Source organism: Kallipyga massiliensis ph2 (assembly GCF_000311985.1).
Lineage (GTDB): Bacteria > Bacillota > Clostridia > Tissierellales > Peptoniphilaceae > Kallipyga > Kallipyga massiliensis.
The window spans coordinates 629484-649117 of sequence record NZ_HE978585.1; the positions used below are offsets into that span (position 1 = coordinate 629484).

Here is a 19634-nt window from a genome sequence, read left to right on the forward strand (position 1 = left end):
GCCCGATCTGGCCGACACCCAGGGCGGCCCCAGGCTGTGTTAAAATAAGGGGGATGAAAAGAAAGAGAGAAGGAGGTCGCATGATTCAGGTTCATGAGGGGATTTTTCTTGAGGAGATCCCTTTGCCCGATAATCCTTTAAAAGCCATTAACAACTACCTGGTCCTCTCCAAGGGAGAGAGTTTGACGGTGGATACGGCCTTCAACCGGCCCATCTGCCGGGACCGCATGGAGGAGATACTCCGAGATAAGGCTATCGATCTAAGCCGCCATCGGCTTTTCCTGACCCACCTCCATTCGGACCATACGGGTCTGGCGGCCCTCTTTGCTGACCGTGGGACGGAGGTCCTCATGGGGAAGGCGGATGGGGACTATGTCAACCGGTCGGTTGATCCCCAGGGGCCTGTGTGGAAGGAGGTGGTCGATGAGGCGGTTCGAGAGGGACTGGCCCAGGACCGGCTGACCCTGGAGGACCACCCGGGCTATGCCTACCGGCCTGAGCGGGGGTTTCCTTTCACACCCGTGGAGCCGGGGGAGGTCATCCCTGTGGGGGACTACCGCTTTGAAGTGGTGGCCCTTCCGGGCCATACGCCCGGCCAAATGGGATTGTATGACCGCGACCACAAGATCCTCTTTTGCGGGGATCATATTTTGGGCAAAATTACCCCCAATATCGCCAGCTGGGGGCCGGGCTTTCCGGACCCCCTGGGGGTCTACTTTGACTCCCTCCGCCGGGTCTATGATATGGACATCGATCTCCTCCTTTCCAGCCACCGACAGCTGGTCAAGGACCATCGGAGAAGGATCCGGACCCTCTTCCACCACCATGACACCCGCCTGAAGGAGGCCCTGGCTGCGGTGATTAAAGAAGGCCCCCTCAGCTGCCGGGACGTAGTCCAGGCCATGCACTGGGACATCCGGTCCAAGTCCTGGGCGGACTTTCCTTCCTCCCAGAAGTGGTTTGCTGCCGGCGAGGCTCATGCCCACCTGGACCGCCTGGAGGCCATGGGCTTGGTCACCAAGGAAGAAGGGGAGGGAGGCGTCTTTCTCTACCGGGCGACCATCAGCCAGCTTCCTGAGGAAGCCTTGGCCCGGCTTTGAATCATTTGGCTCATTTTCAGATAAAGGAGATTATCTATGGACGTTGAACTTTTCCAGAAAATCCTGGTCCAGGCCATCACCCAGCTGGCCCTTTTTACTCTCATCCCTTTTCTTTGGTGGTTTTTCACCGAAAGAAAGGAGGGGACAAGGCCGTTTTTCGACTGGGTCGGCTTGAAGAAGGTCCGGCTTAAGGGAGTAGGCAAGTTCCTTGCCCTGGGAATCCTGGCCTATAGCCTGGTCATGGTCCTGACCCTGTCCCTCGCGGGGGGACAACTTCCGGGTTGGCCTAATCTCAGGGGTCTGGGCCCGGGAGGCCTGGCGGTCCTCCTGGCCTATGCCCTGGTGACCACCGGCCTTTCCGAGGAGATTTTCTTCCGAGGCTTTCTCTTGAAGCGCTTCATCGACAAGGATGAGTTCGATGTGGCCAATGTCAGCCAGGCCATGCTCTTCGGCCTCTTCTCCGCCGTCCTCTTTTTCGGGGCCATGACCTTCTGGAAGGCCCTCTTCCTCTCCGCCTTGTATGGGGTCCTGGCCTTTGGCCTGGGCTGGGTCAACGAAAAAAAAGGAGGGGGATCCCTCCTTTTGTCTTGGTTCATCCGGTCCCTGGCCGGCTTTCTCGTCGGCCTGGGGATGATGAGCGGTATTCTTTAGCAGCCCGCCTTCCCCTCCAGGGAAGGCTTTCTTTTTTCTCCCTCATTGTCGGCGATTTCCTGGACCTTGGGTTTAGAGGCAGGCTTATCCGGATGGGGGATGGTCCCGGCCCGGTCGAGGGCCAGCTTGGCCAGGATGGGGCCGATGAGCTCATAGACGATGGTGGCGCCCAGGACGATGGTCCGGATCAGGCCCCCGGCTTGGGGGCTGAGGAAAATGGAGGCGCCGGCGACAGGGGCCACGTTGGCATAGAGGCCTTGGGCCAGGGCGGAGAGGCCGATGGCTACGCCGGCTTGGGGAAGGAGGGTCAGGCCCAGGTTCTCATAGACACTGGGCGGGAAGCCGGTGGCTTTGCTGGAGAGGGCGGCGCCCAGGTATTTCCCGATGGCCCGGGCGACGATGTAGAAAACGCCCAGGAGGCCGACCGCAGGCAGGGCAGAGAGGTCCAGGTCAGCGCCCGAGAGGACGAAGAAGAGGAGGAAAATGGGGGCGGTGACCTGGTCAATGACGTTGGCAGGGCGGCGTTTGGCCCGGGTGAAGTTGGCCACGAAGAGGCCGCAGGTCATGAGAAGGAGGAGGCTGGACAGGTTGAGGTAGAGGGCCAGGGCGGATCCCGCGAAGACCAGGGCCACAGTCAGGGTCAGGACCTCTCCCTTGTTCCGTGCCATCCGTTCCAGCCGGGAGTAGACCAGGCCCATGGCGATGCCGATCAGGATGGCCAGGAGGATCTGGCCGACGGGGAAGACGAACATAGTTAATGGGCTGAGGGCTTGGCCGGAGAGGAGGGCGGCCGCCATGGAGGAGGAGATTCCGAAGGCGATGATGCAGACGGCATCATCCAGGGCAACGACAGGGATGAGGACATCGACCAGGTCGCCCTGGGCCTTGTACTGGCGGATGACCATGAGGGTGGCGGCGGGGGCCGTGGCGCAGGAGATGGACCCCAGGAGGAGGGCAAAGCCCAGGCCGGTATGGAAGATGAAGTAGGCGCCCAGGGTGACCAGGAGGAAGGCGCCCAGGGCCTGGATGATGGTGACGATTATGATCTTGGAACCCAGGCTCTTGAGTTTGCCTAGGTCCATCTCCAAGCCGATGGAAAAGGCGATGAAGGCCAGGGCGATATCGTTAATGATGGAGAGGTTCTGGACGGCTTCTTTGGGCATGAGGCCCAGGACGGAGGGGCCGATCAGGAGACCGGCCACCAGGTAGCCGGTCACATCCGGAAACTTCATGATGCCTAAAAATCGCGCAAAAAACAGGCCGCACAGCCAGAGGAGGGCGACATAAAATAAAGTTTGCATCGAAACAATGCCTTCTTTCTATAACAATGTCGAATAATGGTAAATGAATCGTGAACGAATAAAAGGTCTCGGCCCGGGCTCCTCGGTTATTTGGTCAGCCCCTCGAAGGAGGAAACGGGAAGGGTGAATAGGATCCCCGTATTCTCATGGCTGATATCCCCAACGACCTCACGGACGCATTCCTTGGCCACTTCCACCATCTCTTCTTTTAATACCAGGAGGATGGTTTTGTTATAGGGTCGGCCTTGGTTGAGCATGGCCCGGAGGGATTTAAAGCGGGAGGAATCTGTCTCTTGAAGGAGGGTGGAGGCCAGGCCTTCAGAATCCAGGATGGTTCCGCCGTGGATCCCCCTCTCTTGGAGTAAGGGAATCAGGGCATAAAAATGATCTTCATGGTTCAGGATAATAACTAATAATTCCATCTTTTTCCCCTTTCAACGAACTTAATCATTCTACTCCTATTCCCTCAGCTTGTTAACGAATAGAACGGGAGAATTCCCTAAAAAACCAGAAAATATGACAAAAAAGAAATAAATGAGTCGGCTAGTTTTTCCGGGTCTTCCGGTAGCTGGCGATGACATCCGCCCCGCCCACCAGGATGAAGGAGATGTAGAGGAGCCAGACCATGAGGCCCAGGATTCCGGCCAGGGAGCCGTAGTAGATGGGGAGGGAGGAGATGTTGTCCATGATGAAGGCATAGACCACGGTGACGATGAGGATGGCCAGGCCGGTGAAGATGCCACCCAGGGCCGCTTCCCGCCATTGGATGGTCCCCGTGGAGGCCAAGGGGGCGGTTTTATAGAAGAGGATGAGGATGAGGATAAAACCGGCCGGGGGGAGGAGGCGGGCCAAGAGGGATTCGAAGACCCGGATGAAGGGGGTCAGGGCCTCTTCCACCATGAAGGTCTTGGCCAGGGATTCCAAGATGCCCCCGATGTTCCGGGCGTAGACCAGGAATAAGAGGAGGATGATCAGGGAGAAGATGAAGAGGACTGTATAGATGATGGCCAATATCCGGCGGACGGGCCCGTTGGACCGGAGGTCAAAACCCAGGGACCGGTTGACGGAGAGGATGAGCTTGTTGATCCCATTGGACCCCAGCCAGAGGGCGGAAAAGATCCCCAAGCTCAGGCTGGTGGTAGAGGTGGATTCGGCCAGGACTCGGATGACCTCCTGGAAGATATGGGCTACCTGGGTGGGCAGGATATTCCAGACCCCATCCAGGGCCAGCTGGGGGTTGTTGAGAAAAAGAGAAGCCAGTTGGAGGAAGATGAGGAGGAGGGGAATGGAGGCCATGAGGAGGGAATAGGCCAAGGAACTGGCCCGGACGGAAAGCCCGGACCGGCGTATGGTTTGAAAAAGGTCTATATAGAAGGACCGGTCAGTCAGCGTCTTGATCATATGTCTACCTTTTCTTATGACTGGGAGTGGGGCGCCGGGGGTGGGGCGCAGGAAAAAGCGGTGCTTTCTTATCCCCCTGATTGTACCAGATATGCCGGGTTGATTCAGGGTGGGGTATAATAGAGATAACTGAACGCATTTCAACGAGAAAGGAAGGAGGAAGCATGGATAATCGATATAAGCGCATGATGGAGGGGATAGATCATCCCGGGGCCTGGCTGGAGGACCGAATTGCAGAGGCCGACCTCCTGGAAAACTACCTCCGGATGTCGGCTGATGAGCTCTTGAGGGAGGCGGACCGGGTCCAGGCCAACTATTTGAATCCGGGCAACATCGGGCGGATTTCGGATGTTGGGCGTTCCCGGAAGGGGGTCCAGGTCATGGCTCAGGCGGACCATGCGGTGGAGGACTTTCTCAGGGAGCTTGGGTGTCATCCTGACTTCCGGGACCTGGTGGCGGAGATTCAGCCTTTGAAAAGGGAGGACCTGGTTCTTCCGAGGGCCCGATTTTCCCGCCTGGTGACCAAGTTCCAGCTGGTCAAGCAGGCCAACCGACTCATGGAGAAGAGGGCGGAAATCCGAGTCCTCCGCCGGAGGATGCGGCTCCATTCCAAGGCCCTGATCCGGGAGAGCGAGACCAGGGAATTGGAGGAGAAGATGGACCGCCTGGTCAATAAGGCCATGGACTTCACCCGCCCCTATCGGGAGGGAAGAGAAAGAAGAGGACGCTATGAGGGTTAGAAAAGCAGTGATTCCGGTGGCGGGTTTGGGGACGAGATTCCTCCCCTTCACTAAAGCTACGCCCAAGGAGATGCTCCCCATCGTCGACCGGCCGGCCCTCCAGCTCATCGTGGAGGAGGCTTCGGCAGCAGGGATTGAGGAGATCCTCTTCGTGACCAACCGGGGGAAGACGGCCATCGAAAACCACTTCGACCACAATGTGGAGCTGGAGATGGCCCTGGAAGAGAAGGGGAAGCGGGAGGCCTTGGATGAGGTCCGGGCCATCAACAAGCTGGCCAACATCTTCTATGTCCGGCAGAATGAGACCAAGGGATTGGGCCATGCGGTCCTTTGCGCCAAGGCTTTTGTCGGCAAAGAGCCTTTCGCTGTCCTCCTCGGGGATGATGTCGTCTACAACCCCCAGGCCCCCTGCATTGGCCAGCTCATCCGGGCCTTTGAGAAGACGGGCCATACCGTTGTGGGCTGCCAGCGAGTGGCCCATGAGGAAATCTCCAAGTACGGGTCCCTGGAAGGAAGACTGGTCCGGGGAGACCTGGTGGAGGGGACCGGGATGGAAGGCCGGCTCTGGACCATGGACCGGGTGGTGGAAAAGCCGGCTCCTGAGGAAGCTCCCTCGGATATGGCTGTCCTGGGTCGCTATGTCCTGGAGGCGGAGATCTTCGACTACCTGGAGAAGACCCCACCGGGTGTGGGCGGGGAGATCCAGCTGACGGATGCCATCTGTGCCCTGGCCCAGGATGGGCCGGCCTATGGGTATGACTTCGCCGGACGGCGCTATGACATCGGGGACAAGCAGGGCTTCCTGGAAGCCACCATCGAATACGCCCTCCGGGATGACAAGCTGGCCGGTCCCTTCGAGGCCTACCTCCGGAACAAGTTCTCGGATCCCGCCGGTCTTGCCGGAAAGAGGGGGTCGGATGACTAAAAAACGCCTCCTCCTCATCGCCACCGGGGGGACCATTGCTTCGGTCCAGACCGAGGAAGGCCTGACCCCCCAGATTCCGGCCCAGGACCTCCTTTCCTATGTGCCCAAGGTCAGGGATTTTGCGGAAGTCACCCCCCTCCAGCTCATCAACCTGGATTCCACCAATATCGAAACCAGGCATTGGCTGAAGATTGCCGCCTGCCTGGAGGAGAAATATGAGGACTACGATGGTTTCGTCATCTGCCACGGGACCGACACCATGGCCTATACGGCGGCGGCCCTCTCCTACCTGGTTCAAAATTCGCCAAAACCCATTGTCCTGACGGGGTCCCAGCAGCCCATCAACCTGGACTCCACGGATGCCCGGACCAACCTCTACGACAGCCTCCTCTTTGCTGCCCATCCCAAGGCCCACAACGTTAATTTAGTCTTTGACGGTAAGGTCATCTGCGGGACCCGGGCCCAGAAGGAGCGGACCAAGTCCTACGATGCCTTTGCCTCCATCAACTTCCCCTTCATCGCCTCCATCCAAAAGCCTCACATCCTTTTCTATATCGATGACAAGGACCGGGTGGACAAGGAGGTCGTCTTCCACCATGGTTTCCTGGAGGAGGTGGGAGTCCTTAAGCTCCTCCCCTCCATGAAGGCCCGAAGCCTGGTCCGCCTGGCCCAGGACTACCAGGCGGTCATCATCGAATCCTTCGGCGTGGGCGGCCTGCCCTCCTATGAGACCGGGGACTTCCGCCAGGCTGTAGCGGAGATCATCCGTCAGGGTAAGGTCGTGGTCATGACCACCCAAGTTCCCTTGGAGGGGTCCAACATGACCGTCTACGAAGTGGGGAAGGTGGCCAAGGAAACCTGGGGGCTCATGGAAGCCTACGACATGACCCTCCCGGCCACCGCCTGCAAGCTCATGTGGATCCTGGCTAAGACCCAGGACCCCAAGGAGGTCCGATGCCTCTTTGAAGAAGAAATTAACCACGACCGACTCTGGCCGGGTCAGGACATGGAATAAAAAATGGGATGATGTGAACTGACCCCCTAAAGCTGGACCAAAATATCCAACTTTAGGGGGTCAGTCCGGCCATCCCGGTTTTGTTGATTTTTTTCTAATATTACTCCTGTTCAACCATCTGATTAATGATATACTTCTTAATTTCTTTGAACATATCCTGTTCAACATCTCCCAAAACATCTAATTGATAAACATTCAACACCCTTCCAGGATAGGATTCTTGGTCAGGTCCCTCCGCCCTGAAATAAACGACATTTCCCTCCCTTACTTTACCAAGTCCTTGAAATCCTTCCTTGGATTCCAAATATAACAACATCCAACCCTCGTCAAGCTTTTGGACAATGCTTATGTTGTCACGATCAATAGACTCAAAGACAACACCCGTACCGGAACATGAATTATGGACATCCAGATTAGGGATATCTTTAAAGCCATAGATCTTTAAAGGAGGGTGGCTCAAAGGAGGGTCGCTCTGTGATGTCATAGAAAGGGTGATTGAAATGATGATCGAAGCGACTAAAATGGTTAGAATGATTTTATATTTCTTTCTCATGTTTAGCCCCCTTTAAAGCGATTACAATAAGAGGTCAGTACACTTCTATCAGATAAGCGAACGAAAAACAATATTTTCTTATCTAAAGAATATCACAGTGATTAAGTAGCCTCCAAGGGATATTGATCTTTTGAAAAGAAAAGTTTATAAAGCATTCATTTTACTTTCTTTTCTATTCTTTCCCAATGATTAGTATAGACATTGAAATCTTGTAACATATTTCCTCCAGAATTTCCCCCTATGATAAGGAGGATTCAAGGCCGGGCCTTTTCGGGCCCGGGTCCGATTCAACCATGAATAAGGCATACTTTTGTCCCCTTACCGGGGTAGAAGGGAAAAATATGGAAGATTATACAACAAACGGGGATCACATCAACCAGGACCATCCCCGGTCTTTCGATGAGCGGGAAGCCCGGAAGCTCATCCGGGAGGAAATGCAGAGAAATTACCGGCCCAAAAGCAATTGGTTCCGGGCTCTGCTTCTGGTCTTAGTGGGTGCCCTTTTGGGCGGAGGGGTCTCCACCGCCCTCCTGAGTACGGGCGCTGTCAGCCTGCCCTATATGGCGACGGATGGCGCCAAGGAAGAGGGTCACCAGGAAGTCAATATCAAGCTCAACCAGGATTCCACCGTGGAAAATGTCGTGGCCAAGAAGGCCACCCCCTCCATCGTGGGCATCACCACCCTGAGCCAGGGGGCCAGCCAGAACCCCTTCTTCTACGGCTATCCCAAGTACACGGAATCCGTGGGGTCAGGCGTCATCGTTTCTAAGGACGGCTACATCGTGACCAACTCCCATGTGGTGGATAACGGCAATGCCGAGAAGGTCAGCGTTCTCTTCTCCAATGGCGAAGAGGCTCCGGCTAAGATCCTTTGGAACGATCCCACCTTGGACTTGGCGGTCATCAAGGTGGAAAAAGAAGGCCTCCAGCCCATCAGCTTCGGGAAGTCGGATGAGGTCAGCGTGGGGGATAAGGCCATCGCCATCGGCAACCCCTTGGGATTAGACCTCCAGTCTACCCTGACCTCGGGCTATATCTCCGGACTCAACCGGTCCATCACCCTCCAAGGGGGGAACACCATGGACGGTCTGATTCAGACGGATGCGGCCATCAACGCCGGCAACTCCGGGGGTGCCCTCCTGAATGCCAAGGGAGAGCTCATCGGCCTCAACACCGCCAAGCCCATGGCCGCCGACGGAATCGGCTTCGCCATCCCCATCTCCACCATCCGGACCATCGTGGATAAGATCGTCAAGGAAGGGTCCTATGAGCCCCTCTACCTGGGCATCACCGGCCTCAATGTGGAGATCGCCAAGCAGATGGGGGCCGGCAAGCTCCCTGTGGATAAGGGCGTCCTCATCCATGAAGTCATCGCCGGGTCTCCCGCCGGAAAGGCCGGACTCCGTCCCGGAGACATCATTACCTCCATTGACGGCAAGCCCGTAGAATCCATGAACTCCCTCAAGACTCTCCTCTTGAACTATGAGGTGGGGAAGAAGGCCAAGCTGGAGATCTATCGGGGGAAGGACCCCCAGACCATCGATCTCCTCTTTGAATCCTTTGTTCCCTCCAAGAGCCAGTAATCGGCTGGCCAGGAGAATAATAGGCAATGAAAAACCGGACCCTGGCAAGGGGTCCGGTTTTTCTTACATCACATGGTAGCTAGAGGAGTGAAAAATATCCATATGTATGTAGGCTTTATGGCTAGTGTTAGCCGGGCTTGGATGTTAGCACCGACTAACTAAGTAAAGTATCGCAAAGTTTTTATCTCTTGTCAAGCCTTTTTTTGAAAATTTTTAACTTTTATGTCTTTATAGTTCATTTTTTGACAATTCAACAAGAATTTTTTTTGATGAGAATAATCATTGATTTATTACCATCATTCGATCAAGGTCATAAATGTAATCGAATTTCTTGAGGCTTTCATTCGTTATTGAGTGGGCTATATATACCAGTGTCAGTTTTTTATTATTCAGCAAGGTTTTCTCAATCCTCAGTGAATTTTCTTTGTCCAAGGAGCTTGTTCCTTCATCAACAAATAGAATTGATTTTCCATGGATCAAAGCCCTGGCAATAACAACTCGTTGTTTTTGTCCTTCAGAAATATTATTTCCATTTTCACCGACAATGGTATCTATCCCGTCCGGCATATGCTCTATATCCTCATTTAACGAACTCTCGTATAACGAACCACTGATTTTCTTATCATCATAATTATCATAGAGTGTAATATTATTCTTGATAGAATCATTAAAAAGAAATAAATTCTGATCAATATAGCCAATATCCTTATTTAGATGCGAACCGGGAATAGTTCTCAGATCGACTCCGTCGTAAAGGATTTGCCCGTCATAATAATCAAACCAGCCTAACAATATTTTCAGCAGAGTGGATTTTCCGGATCCGGATCTTCCTAATATCAAGTGTTTTTTTCCTATATAAAATACAATGTTTAAATTCCTAAAAACCACTTTTTCAGAGTAAGAAAAAGTCAGATTTTTAACCTCTATTCTCTCCCTTATGGCAAAGTCCTTAATTTCTTTCTTCTGATTTATAATTACATTCTCAGCATCTTCAAAATAGCTTTTACAGCTTGCTATTGAAAGTCGACTTCTATTTACTTCATTAAATCCATTCGAAACGCTTGAAATCAGATTGCTTCCCCCGACAAGTACAGCAAGGCTTAATCTTCCTTTTAGAACAAGCCATAGTATCAATAAGTCGGATAATAGTTGCATAAGTACATTCAAAAAAGCTAAAAACAGTGAAATCTTATCCTTTGTGATATTCAATTCGTAATTTATCTGCTCTGTTGATTGTCCATAACGATTCCCAAGAGAGATAAAAAGGTTTTCTTTATTAAATGATTTGAACACGCCGAAAGCCAGTAAAATCTCCTTAAATTTAGATGTTGATTTTCCTAAGACGGTTGAGAAAGCCTCTCCCAAATGTTCAAGTTTATTTTGGAAGAATTTAGGAACAAAGAACATGATTACCAATGTTATCCCTGCTAGCCTGATTAGGCTCCAATCCAGATATGCTAGAGCAATGAGCGACCACATAATTTGTCCCATTCGCCCAATTCCATTAAAAAAAGGTTCCCAGGCAAAAGTTTCAATTTGTTTAATATTCGTTGTTAAGCTTGAAAGGTAATTTCCTGTGTCGGTTGAATAAAATTCATAGAATCCTTTGTTGATTAAATTTGATAACATCTTATTTCTCACATGAGAATTTAGCTTAATAATTAATTTGCCCTGTGATTTACTCAGGATAAAATTTAAATAAAAATAAGAAGCCCAACATAAAATGGAAATGCAGGTATAGATGAAAAACATTTTTCCATCTAGTTTTATAGCATACTCGAACGTTCTGATCATGAGGAGCTGCGTTATTGTTTGCATTCCCCAAACCAATAATTGAAGAAAACTTACTAGCAAGCTTTCTTTTTTATATTTACTTAGATATTGCAATATTATTTTCATTCATTAATTAATGATTATAACTATTGTTTACAAACACAAATATAATCATTTCCTCCGTCTATTACTATTTTTTTTCTGCAAGACAAATTTATACACGCCAGCAAATCATCACATTGATAACATTCATCTTGGAGCATCGAGTCACTCCATATTATAATATGATGATGGGAATTGAAAGTGAGATAAAAGGTAATGATTAATAATTTCTGTAAAAAGCCTATGGTAAAATGACCCATGGAGGATACCATGAAAAAAGCCATTTACCGCGCTTTCCGGCCCAAGACTTTCGACCAGGTTCTGGGCCAGGACCATATCACGCGCGTCCTGAAAAACCAAATCCGGTCCGGACAGCCGGGCCATGCCTACCTTTTTGCGGGAACCCGGGGAACCGGGAAAACTTCCTGTGCAAAAATCTTTGCCCGGGCGGTCAACTGTCTCCACCCCGTGGACGGGAACCCCTGCAACGAATGCGAAAATTGCAAGGCCATCTTGGAGGAAACCACCCTGGATGTGGTAGAGATGGATGCAGCATCCAACCGCCGGATCGATGACATCCGGGAGCTCAAGGAGCATGTGGTCTACCCGCCTTCCCAGCTCAAGTACAAGGTCTACATCATCGACGAAGCCCACATGATCACCCGGGAGGCCTTCAACGCCCTCCTGAAAATCATGGAGGAGCCCCCCGACCACCTCATCTTCATCCTGGCGACCACGGACCCGGACCAGGTCCCCGACACCATCCTTTCCCGCCTCCAGCGTTACGAATTCAAGCGCCTGGACATCCCCTCCATTGAGAAGAACATCCGCCACATTGCCGGGGAACTGGACCTGACGGTTGAGGACTCCGCCCTCCACGCCATGGCTATCGCCGCCGATGGGGCCATGCGGGATGCCCTCTCCCTCATGGACCAGGTCCTGGCCGGTGGAGGGAAGACCATCGATGAAGAAACCGTCCAGGCCATCCTGGGGACCGTGGGTTACCAGTCCATGTCCGAGATGGTCGCCGCCATCTTCCAAAACCGTCTCTCCCAAACCCTCTCCCTCTCCCAGGACCTTTTGGACCAAGGCAAGGACCCCCATACGTTTATCAAGGAACTGGTCGAATACTTCCGCCTCCTCCTCTTGGTCAAGGGGATGGACCAAAAGGATAAGCTCCCCTTAGATCCCGCCCAAGTCCGGGAGCTCCAGGACCTGGTGGAGGAGGTGGAGATGGACCGGATCATCGACTCCTTCTCCCTCCTTTTGGAGACGGAAGAAGTCCTCCGCCGGTCGGATTTCTCGGAAGCCGTCTTCCAGGCCGGCCTGGTCCGCTTGGTCAACTATGTGGACCGGAAGTCCCTGGCCTCCCGCCTGGCTGCCTTGGAGGAGAAGGCGGAGACCATCCAACGCTGGGAGACCCCCCGGGCCCTGGTCCGGGAGGAGGTGGACAAGGCCCTCCGGGCCATGGACCTAACCGCCCTGTCGGCCGGGAATAAGGCCGGGGGGCCCAGTCCTAAGGAAGAGGAAGCTTCCGAGCCACCAAGCCCGGATCCCCAGGATCTTCCTGAGCCAGAGCCGACCAGTTCTGTCCCCCAGGATCTTCCTGGGTCAGAACCGGAGCCAGCTCCTGGACCCGAGTCAGCTACTCCCTCAGCCCCTGAAAGGGAGGTCGACCCCTCATCGGTCGAAGGAAACCCCATGGCCTGGCTTCGGGACCATGAGGACAAGCTCCTGGATTATTTCTCCGCCCGGAATTCCGTCCCGGCCTATCTATTTAAGAAATACGATGACCTGGTTTCCCTGGATAAGGACCTCTACCTGGTCTACACCCATGAGACCTTGGGGCCCATCATGAAAAAAGAATATGAGGAGGCCGTCGCCCAGGCCTTCCGGGAAATTCTGGGCCCGGACTACCGCCTTTCTATCAGTCTGGAGGCCATGGAGGGGGCACAGGAGGCCCAGCCGGTCACTCTGCCGGAGCCGGCTCCCCAGACCAGTCCCCGTCCGGAGGAGAAAAAGGAGCCGGCAGACCCGGTGGGGCCGTCGACTCCCTTGGACAAGATGAAGGCAGTCTTTCCTGATGACCTCCTCCATATTGAATAAATGAGGATTCTAGTGAATTATTTTTTGAGGAAAAGCTTCCGAAGGGGTCCTGCGGTATAGAAGGACCCGAAGGCCACGACCGGCTGCCCGGTCGTCAAGGCTCGGTCCAAGCCCTCTTCCATGGTGGAGAAGGCCTGGGCTGGGCCTCCTTTTTTTCGGATTTTTTGGGCCAACAACTCTCCGGACAGGGCCCGGGTGGGGTGGTCCGGGGTGATGCAGGTGAAGGAGGCGCCCAGGGGGAGGACCAGGTCGATGACGTGGTCCACGTCCTTGTCCTTGAGCATGCCCATGAGGAAGTGGACGGGGGGAAGGGAAAGGTCCCGGAGGAGGTCAACCAGGGAGGCTACCCCCTGGGGGTTGTGGCCTCCGTCCAGGAGAAAGAGGGGGTCCTTGCGGAGGACCTCCATCCGGCAGGCCAGGCGGGCGGTGGACAGGCCCCGGCGGATAGCCTCATCCGGGATGGCGTAGCCCATGGCCCGGAGGGCCTCCATCCCAGTCAGGACCAGGCCGGCATTGGTCAGCTGGTGGCGGCCCAAAAGGGGGAGGGTCAAGCTCTCCAGGCTCATGGATCCTTCCTTGACGGAGGGCTTCCAGTCGAAGACCTGGCCATCCAGGTCCATCTTCCGGAGGGAGACCCTCCCCGGGTCGATGACTTGGAAGGGGACAGCCCGGGTCCGGGCCTGGTCAGCCACGACGGCCAGCCCCTCTTCTTCGGAAGGATAAGCCAGGGCTGCCCCGGTCCCCTCCTTGATAATCCCGGCTTTCTGGCCGGCGATTTCGGCCAGGTTTTTGCCCAGGACACCAAGGTGGTCCAGGCCCAGGCGGGTGATGAGGGCCAGACGGGGGGGCGGGATGATGTTGGTGGAATCCTCCAGTCCCCCCATGCCCACCTCGATGACGGCCAGGTCGCAGGATTGGTCGGCAAAGTGGAGGAGGGCCAGGGCGGTCAGGGCTTCAAAAGAGGTCGGGGGGTCCGCCATTTCTAGGGCAGCGGATTGGATTCTTTCGGTCTCCCGGGTCAGGTTCTGGGAGGAAATGGGCCTCCCGTCCACCTGGATTTGGTCTTCAAAAGTGGTGACGGCAGGGGACCGGAAGAGGCCGGTACGGTAGCCGGCTTGGGAGAGGATTTGGGCGGTCATGAGGGCGACCGACCCCTTGCCGTTGGTCCCGGCCACATGGATGTAGGGGGTCCGGTCCTGGGGATTCCCCAAGCGGTTCATTAGGTCCCGGATCCGTTCCAGGCCCGGCCGGATCCCCCGGCTCTCGGCGTTTTTGTAGAAGGCCTTGGCTTGGTCAGTTTTCATGGTCCGCCTTCTTTTCCAGGGCTTCCAGGCACTTGGCCATGGTTAGCTTATTGACCGGGTGGATGAAATTGGGGGCCAGTTCGACCATGGGCTCCAGGACGAAGGCCCGGTTGACCAGGTCGGGATGGGGGACAGCCAAGCGGTCCAGACCCAGGATTTCCCGGTCATAGAAGAGGATATCCACATCCAGGGTCCGGGGGCCCCAGTGGACCTTACGGACACGGCCGGCCGCCTTCTCTAGGGATTGGCAGAGGTCCAGGAGGGGGTAGGGGGCCAGGGTGGTTTCAATCTCCACCACCGCATTGAGGAAGGGGTCCTGGTCGACCAGGCCATAGGGTGGGGTCTCTATATAGGAAGAAACCTGGCTCAGGGAAACCTGGTCGGCTTCCTTGAGCCCCTGGACGGCCCCGTCCAGGTAGGCTTTCCGGTCGCCCATGTTGGACCCCAGGCCCAGGAAGACCCGGTGGCGGGCCCGGTGGATGGTGACGGAGAGGTCCTCCACCGGGAGGCCGACGGGAGCCCAGGGCTTGTGGATGGTCAGGTCCAGGGCCCGGATGCCGGGGAAGGCCTCCAGGACGTCTTGGGCCAGGCCCTCAGCGCAGGTCTCGATGAGGTCGAAGCGGTTTTCCCGCATGAACCGGTCCACGGTTTGGCAGACATCCCCATAGTTGGTGGTGGATCCGATGGCATCGTCCGTTCCGGCCGGTCGGAGGTCCTGGTAGAGGTCCAGGGTCACCTGGAATTTCTGGCCCAGACGGGCTTCTTCATCAAAGTAGCCGTGGTGGGCAAAGACGGTGAGTTTTTCGATGTGGATCCGGTCCATTATTGTCCCACCTTGTCCCAAAATGGGTCATTTTTATCCAACCCATCGTAGGCGGATAGGGCCAGGGCCATATCCATGGCTCGCTTGTTCTCCCGGACGTCGTGGACACGGAAGATGGAGGCTCCTTCCAGGACCCCGATGACCGTAGTGGCTGCAGTGACTTCCACCCGCTGGTCAACGGGGAGGCCGGTCGCCCGGCCCAGTTCTCCCTTCCGGGAGGTGCCCAGGAGGAGGGGGTAGCCCAGACCCTTGAGGTAGCCGAAGTGGCGGACCAGGGCCAGGTTCTGGTCATAGGTTTTCTTGAAGCCGATCCCGGGGTCCAGGATGATCTTGTCCTTGGCGATGCCGGCCTTTTCGGCCAGGGCCAGGGTCTCCTCCAGGTCCTCCCAGACCTTTTTGTAGTAGTCCCGGTAGGTCATGTCCTCGGAGATTTCCGGCTGGTTGTGCATGAGGCAGCAGGGGAGGCCGGACTCGGCGATGACCGAGGCAAGCTCATCGTCATACTTGAGCCCCCAAACGTCGTTGACCAGATCCACGCCTTCCTTGATGGCTTCTCGGACCACGGGCCCCTTGTAGCTGTCCAGGGAGATGGGGACATCGAAGTTCTTCCGGATGGCCCGGATGACGGGGAGGACCCGGTCGATTTCCTCCTGGTCGGAAATCTGGACGTGGCCGGGCCGGGTGGATTCCCCGCCCAGGTCCAGGATGTCCATCCCCTGGTCAATCATGTCTTCGATGTGGGCCATGGCCCGGTCCAAATCGTTCCACCTGCCCCCGTCGGAAAAAGAGTCGGGGGTGACGTTCAAGATGCCCATGATATAGGCTTTGTTTTCTAAATCAAATTCCCTATTTCCAATCTTCATCAAAGTCTCCTTTGTTTCTATTTCTGCTCCCATGATTTCCAAGGGGCTAAAAATCAATGGTGGTGTTTTTCTTTTCCTCCGGCCACTTGCAGCTTTCCCAAGCAGGGCAGGCAAAGCAGGCCCGGGACTTCTTATCCGCCTCGAAGAGGAGGCCGGCCAGGGGGTCTTCTCCCTCCGGTCCCGGCTCATGGCCCCGGTGGCCCAGGATGGCCCTTTTTATGGTTTCGACTTCCTCCGGCTCATAGCCCACTTGGGGGAGGATGATCCGGGCGAGTTCGACCGATGCCCGGTCGTGGGGGATTCCCTGGCTATATTCCGCAGCCCGGCCCAGGTCGTGGAGGAGGGCAGTCCCGTAGACCAGGTCCTTGGCCAGGCCTAGGCCCCGCTCCAGGTTGAGGATCCAGGCGATCCTGGCCACATCCAGGAGGTGGGTCAGGTTATGGCCGCAGTAGATCCGATCGCGCTCGGCCTCATCGATGGCGTCCAGCTCTCCGAGGAAGAGGGGGTGGTCCAGGATCCGGTGGACCCGGTCCATGGACCGGTCGGTTTCTCGCATTTTATTGGCCATGGATCATGGTCAGAACCCGGTCCATCAGAGGGCTCCCCTCTTCGATGGCCCCCAGGCAGACGTAGGTTTCCGTCAGGGACCCGGGCTTGGCCACCCCCCGCATGGTCATGCACATATGCTCCGCCTCCAAAACAACCAGGACGCCTTTGGCCTGGAGCCGGTCCATGAGGGCTCCGGCGATTTGTTGGGTCAGCTTCTCCTGGATCTGGGGCCGGCGGGCATAGGCCTCCACGGTCCGGGCCAGCTTGGATAGGCCGGCCACCTTCCCCTGGGGGAGGTAGGCGATGTGGGCCTTCCCGTAGAAGGGGAGGAGGTGGTGCTCGCACATGGAAAAGAAAGGAATATCTTTTACCAATACCAGGCCATCTGAATCCGTTTCAAATTGGACAGACAGGGCCTCTTGGGCAGCCTCATCGCTTCCGCCGAAGATTTCTAGGCAGGCCCGGGCCACCCGGTCCGGCGTTCCCTGGAGACCCTCCCGGTCGGGATCCTCTCCAATGCCTTCCAGGAAGAGGCGGACAGCCGACTGAATTTTCTCTTGGTTCATCGTTTGTGCTCCTTTTTTAGCCAGCATGCGGCGAATTTTGGAGACCATCCCCGGTCTTCCGCAGGCAAGTTCAGTCATAAAAAAAACGGGACAGGGGTCCCGTTCCTCCAGCAACGGGATAATGGAAGGATACCGCAGGCCCCAGGCCCATTCGTTTCCCGGAACAAATCCCGATTCCGAGAACACTACGCATCCTGCCATTTTGCAAGATATTTATGTTTATTATACCCTTCCCGGGGGAAAGCACAAAAGAATTGAAGAGATAAACAGGGCTGTTTCAGAAAGAGCAAATCATTCGATACAATCCCGTTTTTGAACCGCTCAAGAAAAGAGCGGTTCTTGTTATATCTTCAACAGATCAGAATGTGTCCCCGTGTCAACCAAGGTTAGGGTTAGAATGTCATTTTCAATCAGGTAAATGAGAAGCCAATCTGGCTGAATATGACATTCACGAAAGCCCTTTCGATTTCCCTTCAATGCATGATCCCGGTATTTTTTATCAAGAATTTTACCCTGCCGCAGGTCATCCACAACCTCCTCCAGGAGGGTTAAGTCTAATCCGCGTTTCTTCATAAGTTTATAACTTTTTTTGTAGGCTGCTGTGAATTTAACAATGAACATTATTCTTCCAGTGCCTTTCGTAGATCATCCATATTTGAATACCCTGGGATAGATGGATCGCGGGATATGCGTTCTGCTTCTGCCATGGCCTCCATCACCTTTTGGGAATAGCGAGGGATTTCTACGACAAAAGGTAGCCCTCCACGAATAATGCACTGTTTAAGAAAAATATTGACAGCGCCGGACATATCCAGGCCCAGTTGTCCGAAGAGTTCGGTAGCCTGTTTTTTTACATTGGCATCAATTCGAATTTGTGTTGGAACTTTAGGCATAGAATCATCTCCTTTCATTTCTAATTATGAGCGGATTGGTTTACAATGTCAATCAAAATATTGATAAGAAACGACATAAAACCTTATGGAAAATGATCAATACGTTGGAATTAGGTTCAGTTGGAATTCTCCTCAGCTTTTCATATATAATGAGGAAGAAAATGTCGACTTTCAGACGGCCCCGGCCGGGGTCGAGAAGGAGACCTTGTCATTTCGGGCAAGGGACCTCCAACAAATGGATAGAATGATAAGGAGATAGGAATGGCGAGAAGACGTGGAAATTTCGGTAGCCCCAACATGGGCAATGTGATGAAGAAGATGCAGCAGATCCAGAAGCAGATGGAAGAGACCCAGGAGAAGGTCAATGAGACAGTCATTGAGGCCTCCGCCGGCGGTGGCGTAGTGACCTGTTCCATGAACGGAAAGCGGGAGCTCCTTTCCATCACCATCGACCCGGAAATTTTGGATCCCGAAGATGTGGAGATGGTCCAGGACATGGTCCTGGTAGCGGTCAATGACTGCCTCAAGCAGGTCGAAGATCTCAACGAATCGGAAATGGGCCGGATCACCGGTGGCTTAAACATCCCGGGTCTATAATGGAAGTCTTTCCTGAATCCCTGGACCGGCTCATGGAGGAGTTCCGCAAGCTCCCCACCATCGGCAAGAAAACCGCTCAGCGCCTGGCTCTCCACCTGGTCAACCAGGATCCCCAGGTCCTTGAGGCCTTCGCCCGGGCCATCCTGGATGTCAAGGATAAGGTCCATCCCTGCAGGATTTGCGGAAATATCACCGAAGGGGAGATCTGCCCCATCTGTGCCTCCCCCAAGCGTCGGAAGGACCTGATCTGTGTCGTCGAGGACGTCCAGAACCTCCTGGCTATTGAGCGGGGGGGAAGCTATTTCGGCCTCTACCATGTCCTCCGTGCCCTCCTCTCACCCATGGATGATCTGGGCCCGGGTCAAATCGGGGTCGAAGACCTCCTGAAACGAATCCGAGAGGCTAAAGATGAGGGCCGGCCCATCAAGGAAGTCATTCTGGCCATTTCCCCCACAGTCGAAGGGGAGACCACCATGCTCTTCCTGGCCGACCTCCTCAAGCAGGAAAACATCCGGGTCACCCGGATCGCCTCCGGAATCCCGGTCGGCGGATCCTTGGAGTATTACGATGAGCTCACTCTCTCCAAAGCCATGGAGGACCGGCGGGAGCTGGACTAGGGGAGTCGCATAGCCGTCGGCGGCTGCCTTTTTTGGAAAAAAAAGACCGGAAGGATTTCCTTCCGGCCTGGTGAGTGGACCACACTGGAGTCGAACCAGCGACCTCCACGATGTCAACGTGGCGCTCTAACCAACTGAGCTAATGGTCCACAGAGATGAACTTCCAATAGTA

Annotated in this window: 21 protein-coding genes, 1 tRNA gene and 1 riboswitch; of the genes, 9 read left to right on the plus strand and 13 right to left on the minus strand. The window is 54.8% G+C overall.

Annotation, left to right across the window (positions count from 1 at the left end):
* Window positions 1–80: 80 nt before the first annotated feature.
* Together HGKM_RS02815 and HGKM_RS02820 are read left to right on the plus strand one after the other, a co-directional pair.
* Window positions 81–1100, plus strand: a complete 1020-nt coding sequence (locus HGKM_RS02815) for an MBL fold metallo-hydrolase (protein ID WP_019133826.1) — start codon at window positions 81–83, stop codon at window positions 1098–1100.
* A gap of 36 nt (window positions 1101–1136) precedes the next feature.
* The gene (locus HGKM_RS02820; RefSeq protein ID WP_019133827.1) at window positions 1137–1751 is read left to right on the plus strand and encodes a CPBP family intramembrane glutamic endopeptidase; all 615 of its coding nucleotides are present in this window, start codon (window positions 1137–1139) and stop codon (window positions 1749–1751) included.
* Here HGKM_RS02820 and HGKM_RS02825 read toward each other — a convergent pair.
* From HGKM_RS02825 to HGKM_RS02835, 3 genes are all read right to left on the minus strand, one after another.
* Window positions 1748–3052, minus strand: coding sequence for a cation:proton antiporter (locus tag HGKM_RS02825; RefSeq protein ID WP_019133828.1), 1305 nt, complete (start codon window positions 3050–3052; stop codon window positions 1748–1750). The two genes, HGKM_RS02820 and HGKM_RS02825, sit on opposite strands and share 4 nt — an antisense overlap.
* A gap of 86 nt (window positions 3053–3138) precedes the next feature.
* Complete coding sequence (locus HGKM_RS02830) at window positions 3139–3474, minus strand: hypothetical protein (protein WP_019133829.1); 336 nt, start codon at window positions 3472–3474, stop codon at window positions 3139–3141.
* Between the two features lie 121 nt (window positions 3475–3595).
* Window positions 3596–4453 (minus strand): YihY/virulence factor BrkB family protein, encoded by an 858-nt coding sequence (locus HGKM_RS02835; RefSeq protein ID WP_019133830.1) that lies wholly within the window; start codon window positions 4451–4453, stop codon window positions 3596–3598.
* Window positions 4454–4617: 164 nt separating this feature from the next.
* Here HGKM_RS02835 and HGKM_RS02840 point away from each other — a divergent pair, with 164 nt between their 5' ends.
* Genes HGKM_RS02840 through HGKM_RS02850 form a run of 3 tightly spaced genes read left to right on the plus strand, consistent with a single transcriptional unit; the run spans window position 4618 to window position 7133 of the window.
* The gene (locus HGKM_RS02840; RefSeq protein WP_019133832.1) at window positions 4618–5193 is read left to right on the plus strand and encodes a hypothetical protein; all 576 of its coding nucleotides are present in this window, start codon (window positions 4618–4620) and stop codon (window positions 5191–5193) included.
* The gene (gene galU, locus HGKM_RS02845) at window positions 5183–6118 is read left to right on the plus strand and encodes a UTP--glucose-1-phosphate uridylyltransferase GalU (RefSeq protein ID WP_019133833.1); all 936 of its coding nucleotides are present in this window, start codon (window positions 5183–5185) and stop codon (window positions 6116–6118) included. Before HGKM_RS02840 ends, galU begins: the two co-directional genes overlap by 11 nt.
* Window positions 6111–7133: an asparaginase gene (locus HGKM_RS02850; protein ID WP_019133834.1), complete on the plus strand. Its 1023-nt coding sequence runs from the start codon at window positions 6111–6113 to the stop codon at window positions 7131–7133. Before galU ends, HGKM_RS02850 begins: the two co-directional genes overlap by 8 nt.
* A 100-nt stretch (window positions 7134–7233) precedes the next feature.
* Here the strand turns inward: HGKM_RS02850 and HGKM_RS02855 are convergent, their stop codons facing one another.
* Window positions 7234–7686, minus strand: coding sequence for a hypothetical protein (locus tag HGKM_RS02855; protein ID WP_019133835.1), 453 nt, complete (start codon window positions 7684–7686; stop codon window positions 7234–7236).
* A gap of 341 nt (window positions 7687–8027) precedes the next feature.
* On the opposite strand from HGKM_RS02855, the gene HGKM_RS02860 reads away from it, so the two are divergent.
* On the plus strand, window positions 8028–9269 hold the full coding sequence (locus tag HGKM_RS02860) for a S1C family serine protease (protein WP_019133836.1): 1242 nt from the start codon (window positions 8028–8030) through the stop codon (window positions 9267–9269).
* A gap of 279 nt (window positions 9270–9548) precedes the next feature.
* Here the strand turns inward: HGKM_RS02860 and HGKM_RS02865 are convergent, their stop codons facing one another.
* A complete protein-coding gene (locus HGKM_RS02865; protein ID WP_081585094.1) occupies window positions 9549–11168 on the minus strand; it encodes an ATP-binding cassette domain-containing protein in 1620 nt (539 codons plus the stop codon).
* A gap of 246 nt (window positions 11169–11414) precedes the next feature.
* Here HGKM_RS02865 and dnaX point away from each other — a divergent pair, with 246 nt between their 5' ends.
* Window positions 11415–13250 (plus strand): DNA polymerase III subunit gamma/tau, encoded by a 1836-nt coding sequence (dnaX, locus tag HGKM_RS08880; protein ID WP_019133838.1) that lies wholly within the window; start codon window positions 11415–11417, stop codon window positions 13248–13250.
* Window positions 13251–13267: 17 nt separating this feature from the next.
* Here dnaX and HGKM_RS02875 read toward each other — a convergent pair whose 3' ends face one another.
* From HGKM_RS02875 to HGKM_RS02905, 7 genes are all read right to left on the minus strand, one after another.
* Entirely contained in the window at window positions 13268–14554 is a 1287-nt protein-coding gene (locus HGKM_RS02875; RefSeq protein ID WP_019133839.1) for a bifunctional folylpolyglutamate synthase/dihydrofolate synthase, read from the minus strand.
* A complete protein-coding gene (gene folK, locus HGKM_RS09155) occupies window positions 14544–15377 on the minus strand; it encodes a 2-amino-4-hydroxy-6-hydroxymethyldihydropteridine diphosphokinase (RefSeq protein WP_019133840.1) in 834 nt (277 codons plus the stop codon). The genes HGKM_RS02875 and folK overlap by 11 nt, the downstream gene beginning before the upstream one ends.
* Window positions 15377–16240: a dihydropteroate synthase gene (gene folP / locus HGKM_RS02885; protein WP_019133841.1), complete on the minus strand. Its 864-nt coding sequence runs from the start codon at window positions 16238–16240 to the stop codon at window positions 15377–15379. The genes folK and folP overlap by 1 nt, the downstream gene beginning before the upstream one ends.
* A gap of 46 nt (window positions 16241–16286) precedes the next feature.
* A complete protein-coding gene (locus HGKM_RS02890; protein ID WP_019133842.1) occupies window positions 16287–16808 on the minus strand; it encodes an HD domain-containing protein in 522 nt (173 codons plus the stop codon).
* Window positions 16798–17355: a GTP cyclohydrolase I FolE gene (folE, locus tag HGKM_RS02895; RefSeq protein WP_034579413.1), complete on the minus strand. Its 558-nt coding sequence runs from the start codon at window positions 17353–17355 to the stop codon at window positions 16798–16800. The genes HGKM_RS02890 and folE overlap by 11 nt, the downstream gene beginning before the upstream one ends.
* 109 nt (window positions 17356–17464) lie before the next feature.
* Window positions 17465–17562: riboswitch (THF riboswitch) on the minus strand.
* A gap of 135 nt (window positions 17563–17697) precedes the next feature.
* Window positions 17698–17976 (minus strand): type II toxin-antitoxin system YafQ family toxin, encoded by a 279-nt coding sequence (locus tag HGKM_RS02900; RefSeq protein WP_019133844.1) that lies wholly within the window; start codon window positions 17974–17976, stop codon window positions 17698–17700.
* A complete protein-coding gene (locus tag HGKM_RS02905; RefSeq protein WP_019133845.1) occupies window positions 17976–18248 on the minus strand; it encodes a type II toxin-antitoxin system RelB/DinJ family antitoxin in 273 nt (90 codons plus the stop codon). The genes HGKM_RS02900 and HGKM_RS02905 overlap by 1 nt, the downstream gene beginning before the upstream one ends.
* Window positions 18249–18509: 261 nt before the next feature.
* Here HGKM_RS02905 and HGKM_RS02910 point away from each other — a divergent pair, with 261 nt between their 5' ends.
* A complete protein-coding gene (locus tag HGKM_RS02910) occupies window positions 18510–18845 on the plus strand; it encodes a YbaB/EbfC family nucleoid-associated protein (RefSeq protein ID WP_034578912.1) in 336 nt (111 codons plus the stop codon).
* On the plus strand, window positions 18845–19462 hold the full coding sequence (gene recR, locus HGKM_RS02915; protein ID WP_019133848.1) for a recombination mediator RecR: 618 nt from the start codon (window positions 18845–18847) through the stop codon (window positions 19460–19462). The genes HGKM_RS02910 and recR overlap by 1 nt, the downstream gene beginning before the upstream one ends.
* A 75-nt stretch (window positions 19463–19537) precedes the next feature.
* Here the strand turns inward: recR and HGKM_RS02920 are convergent.
* Window positions 19538–19611, minus strand: a tRNA-Val gene (locus tag HGKM_RS02920).
* Window positions 19612–19634 lie beyond the last annotated feature (23 nt).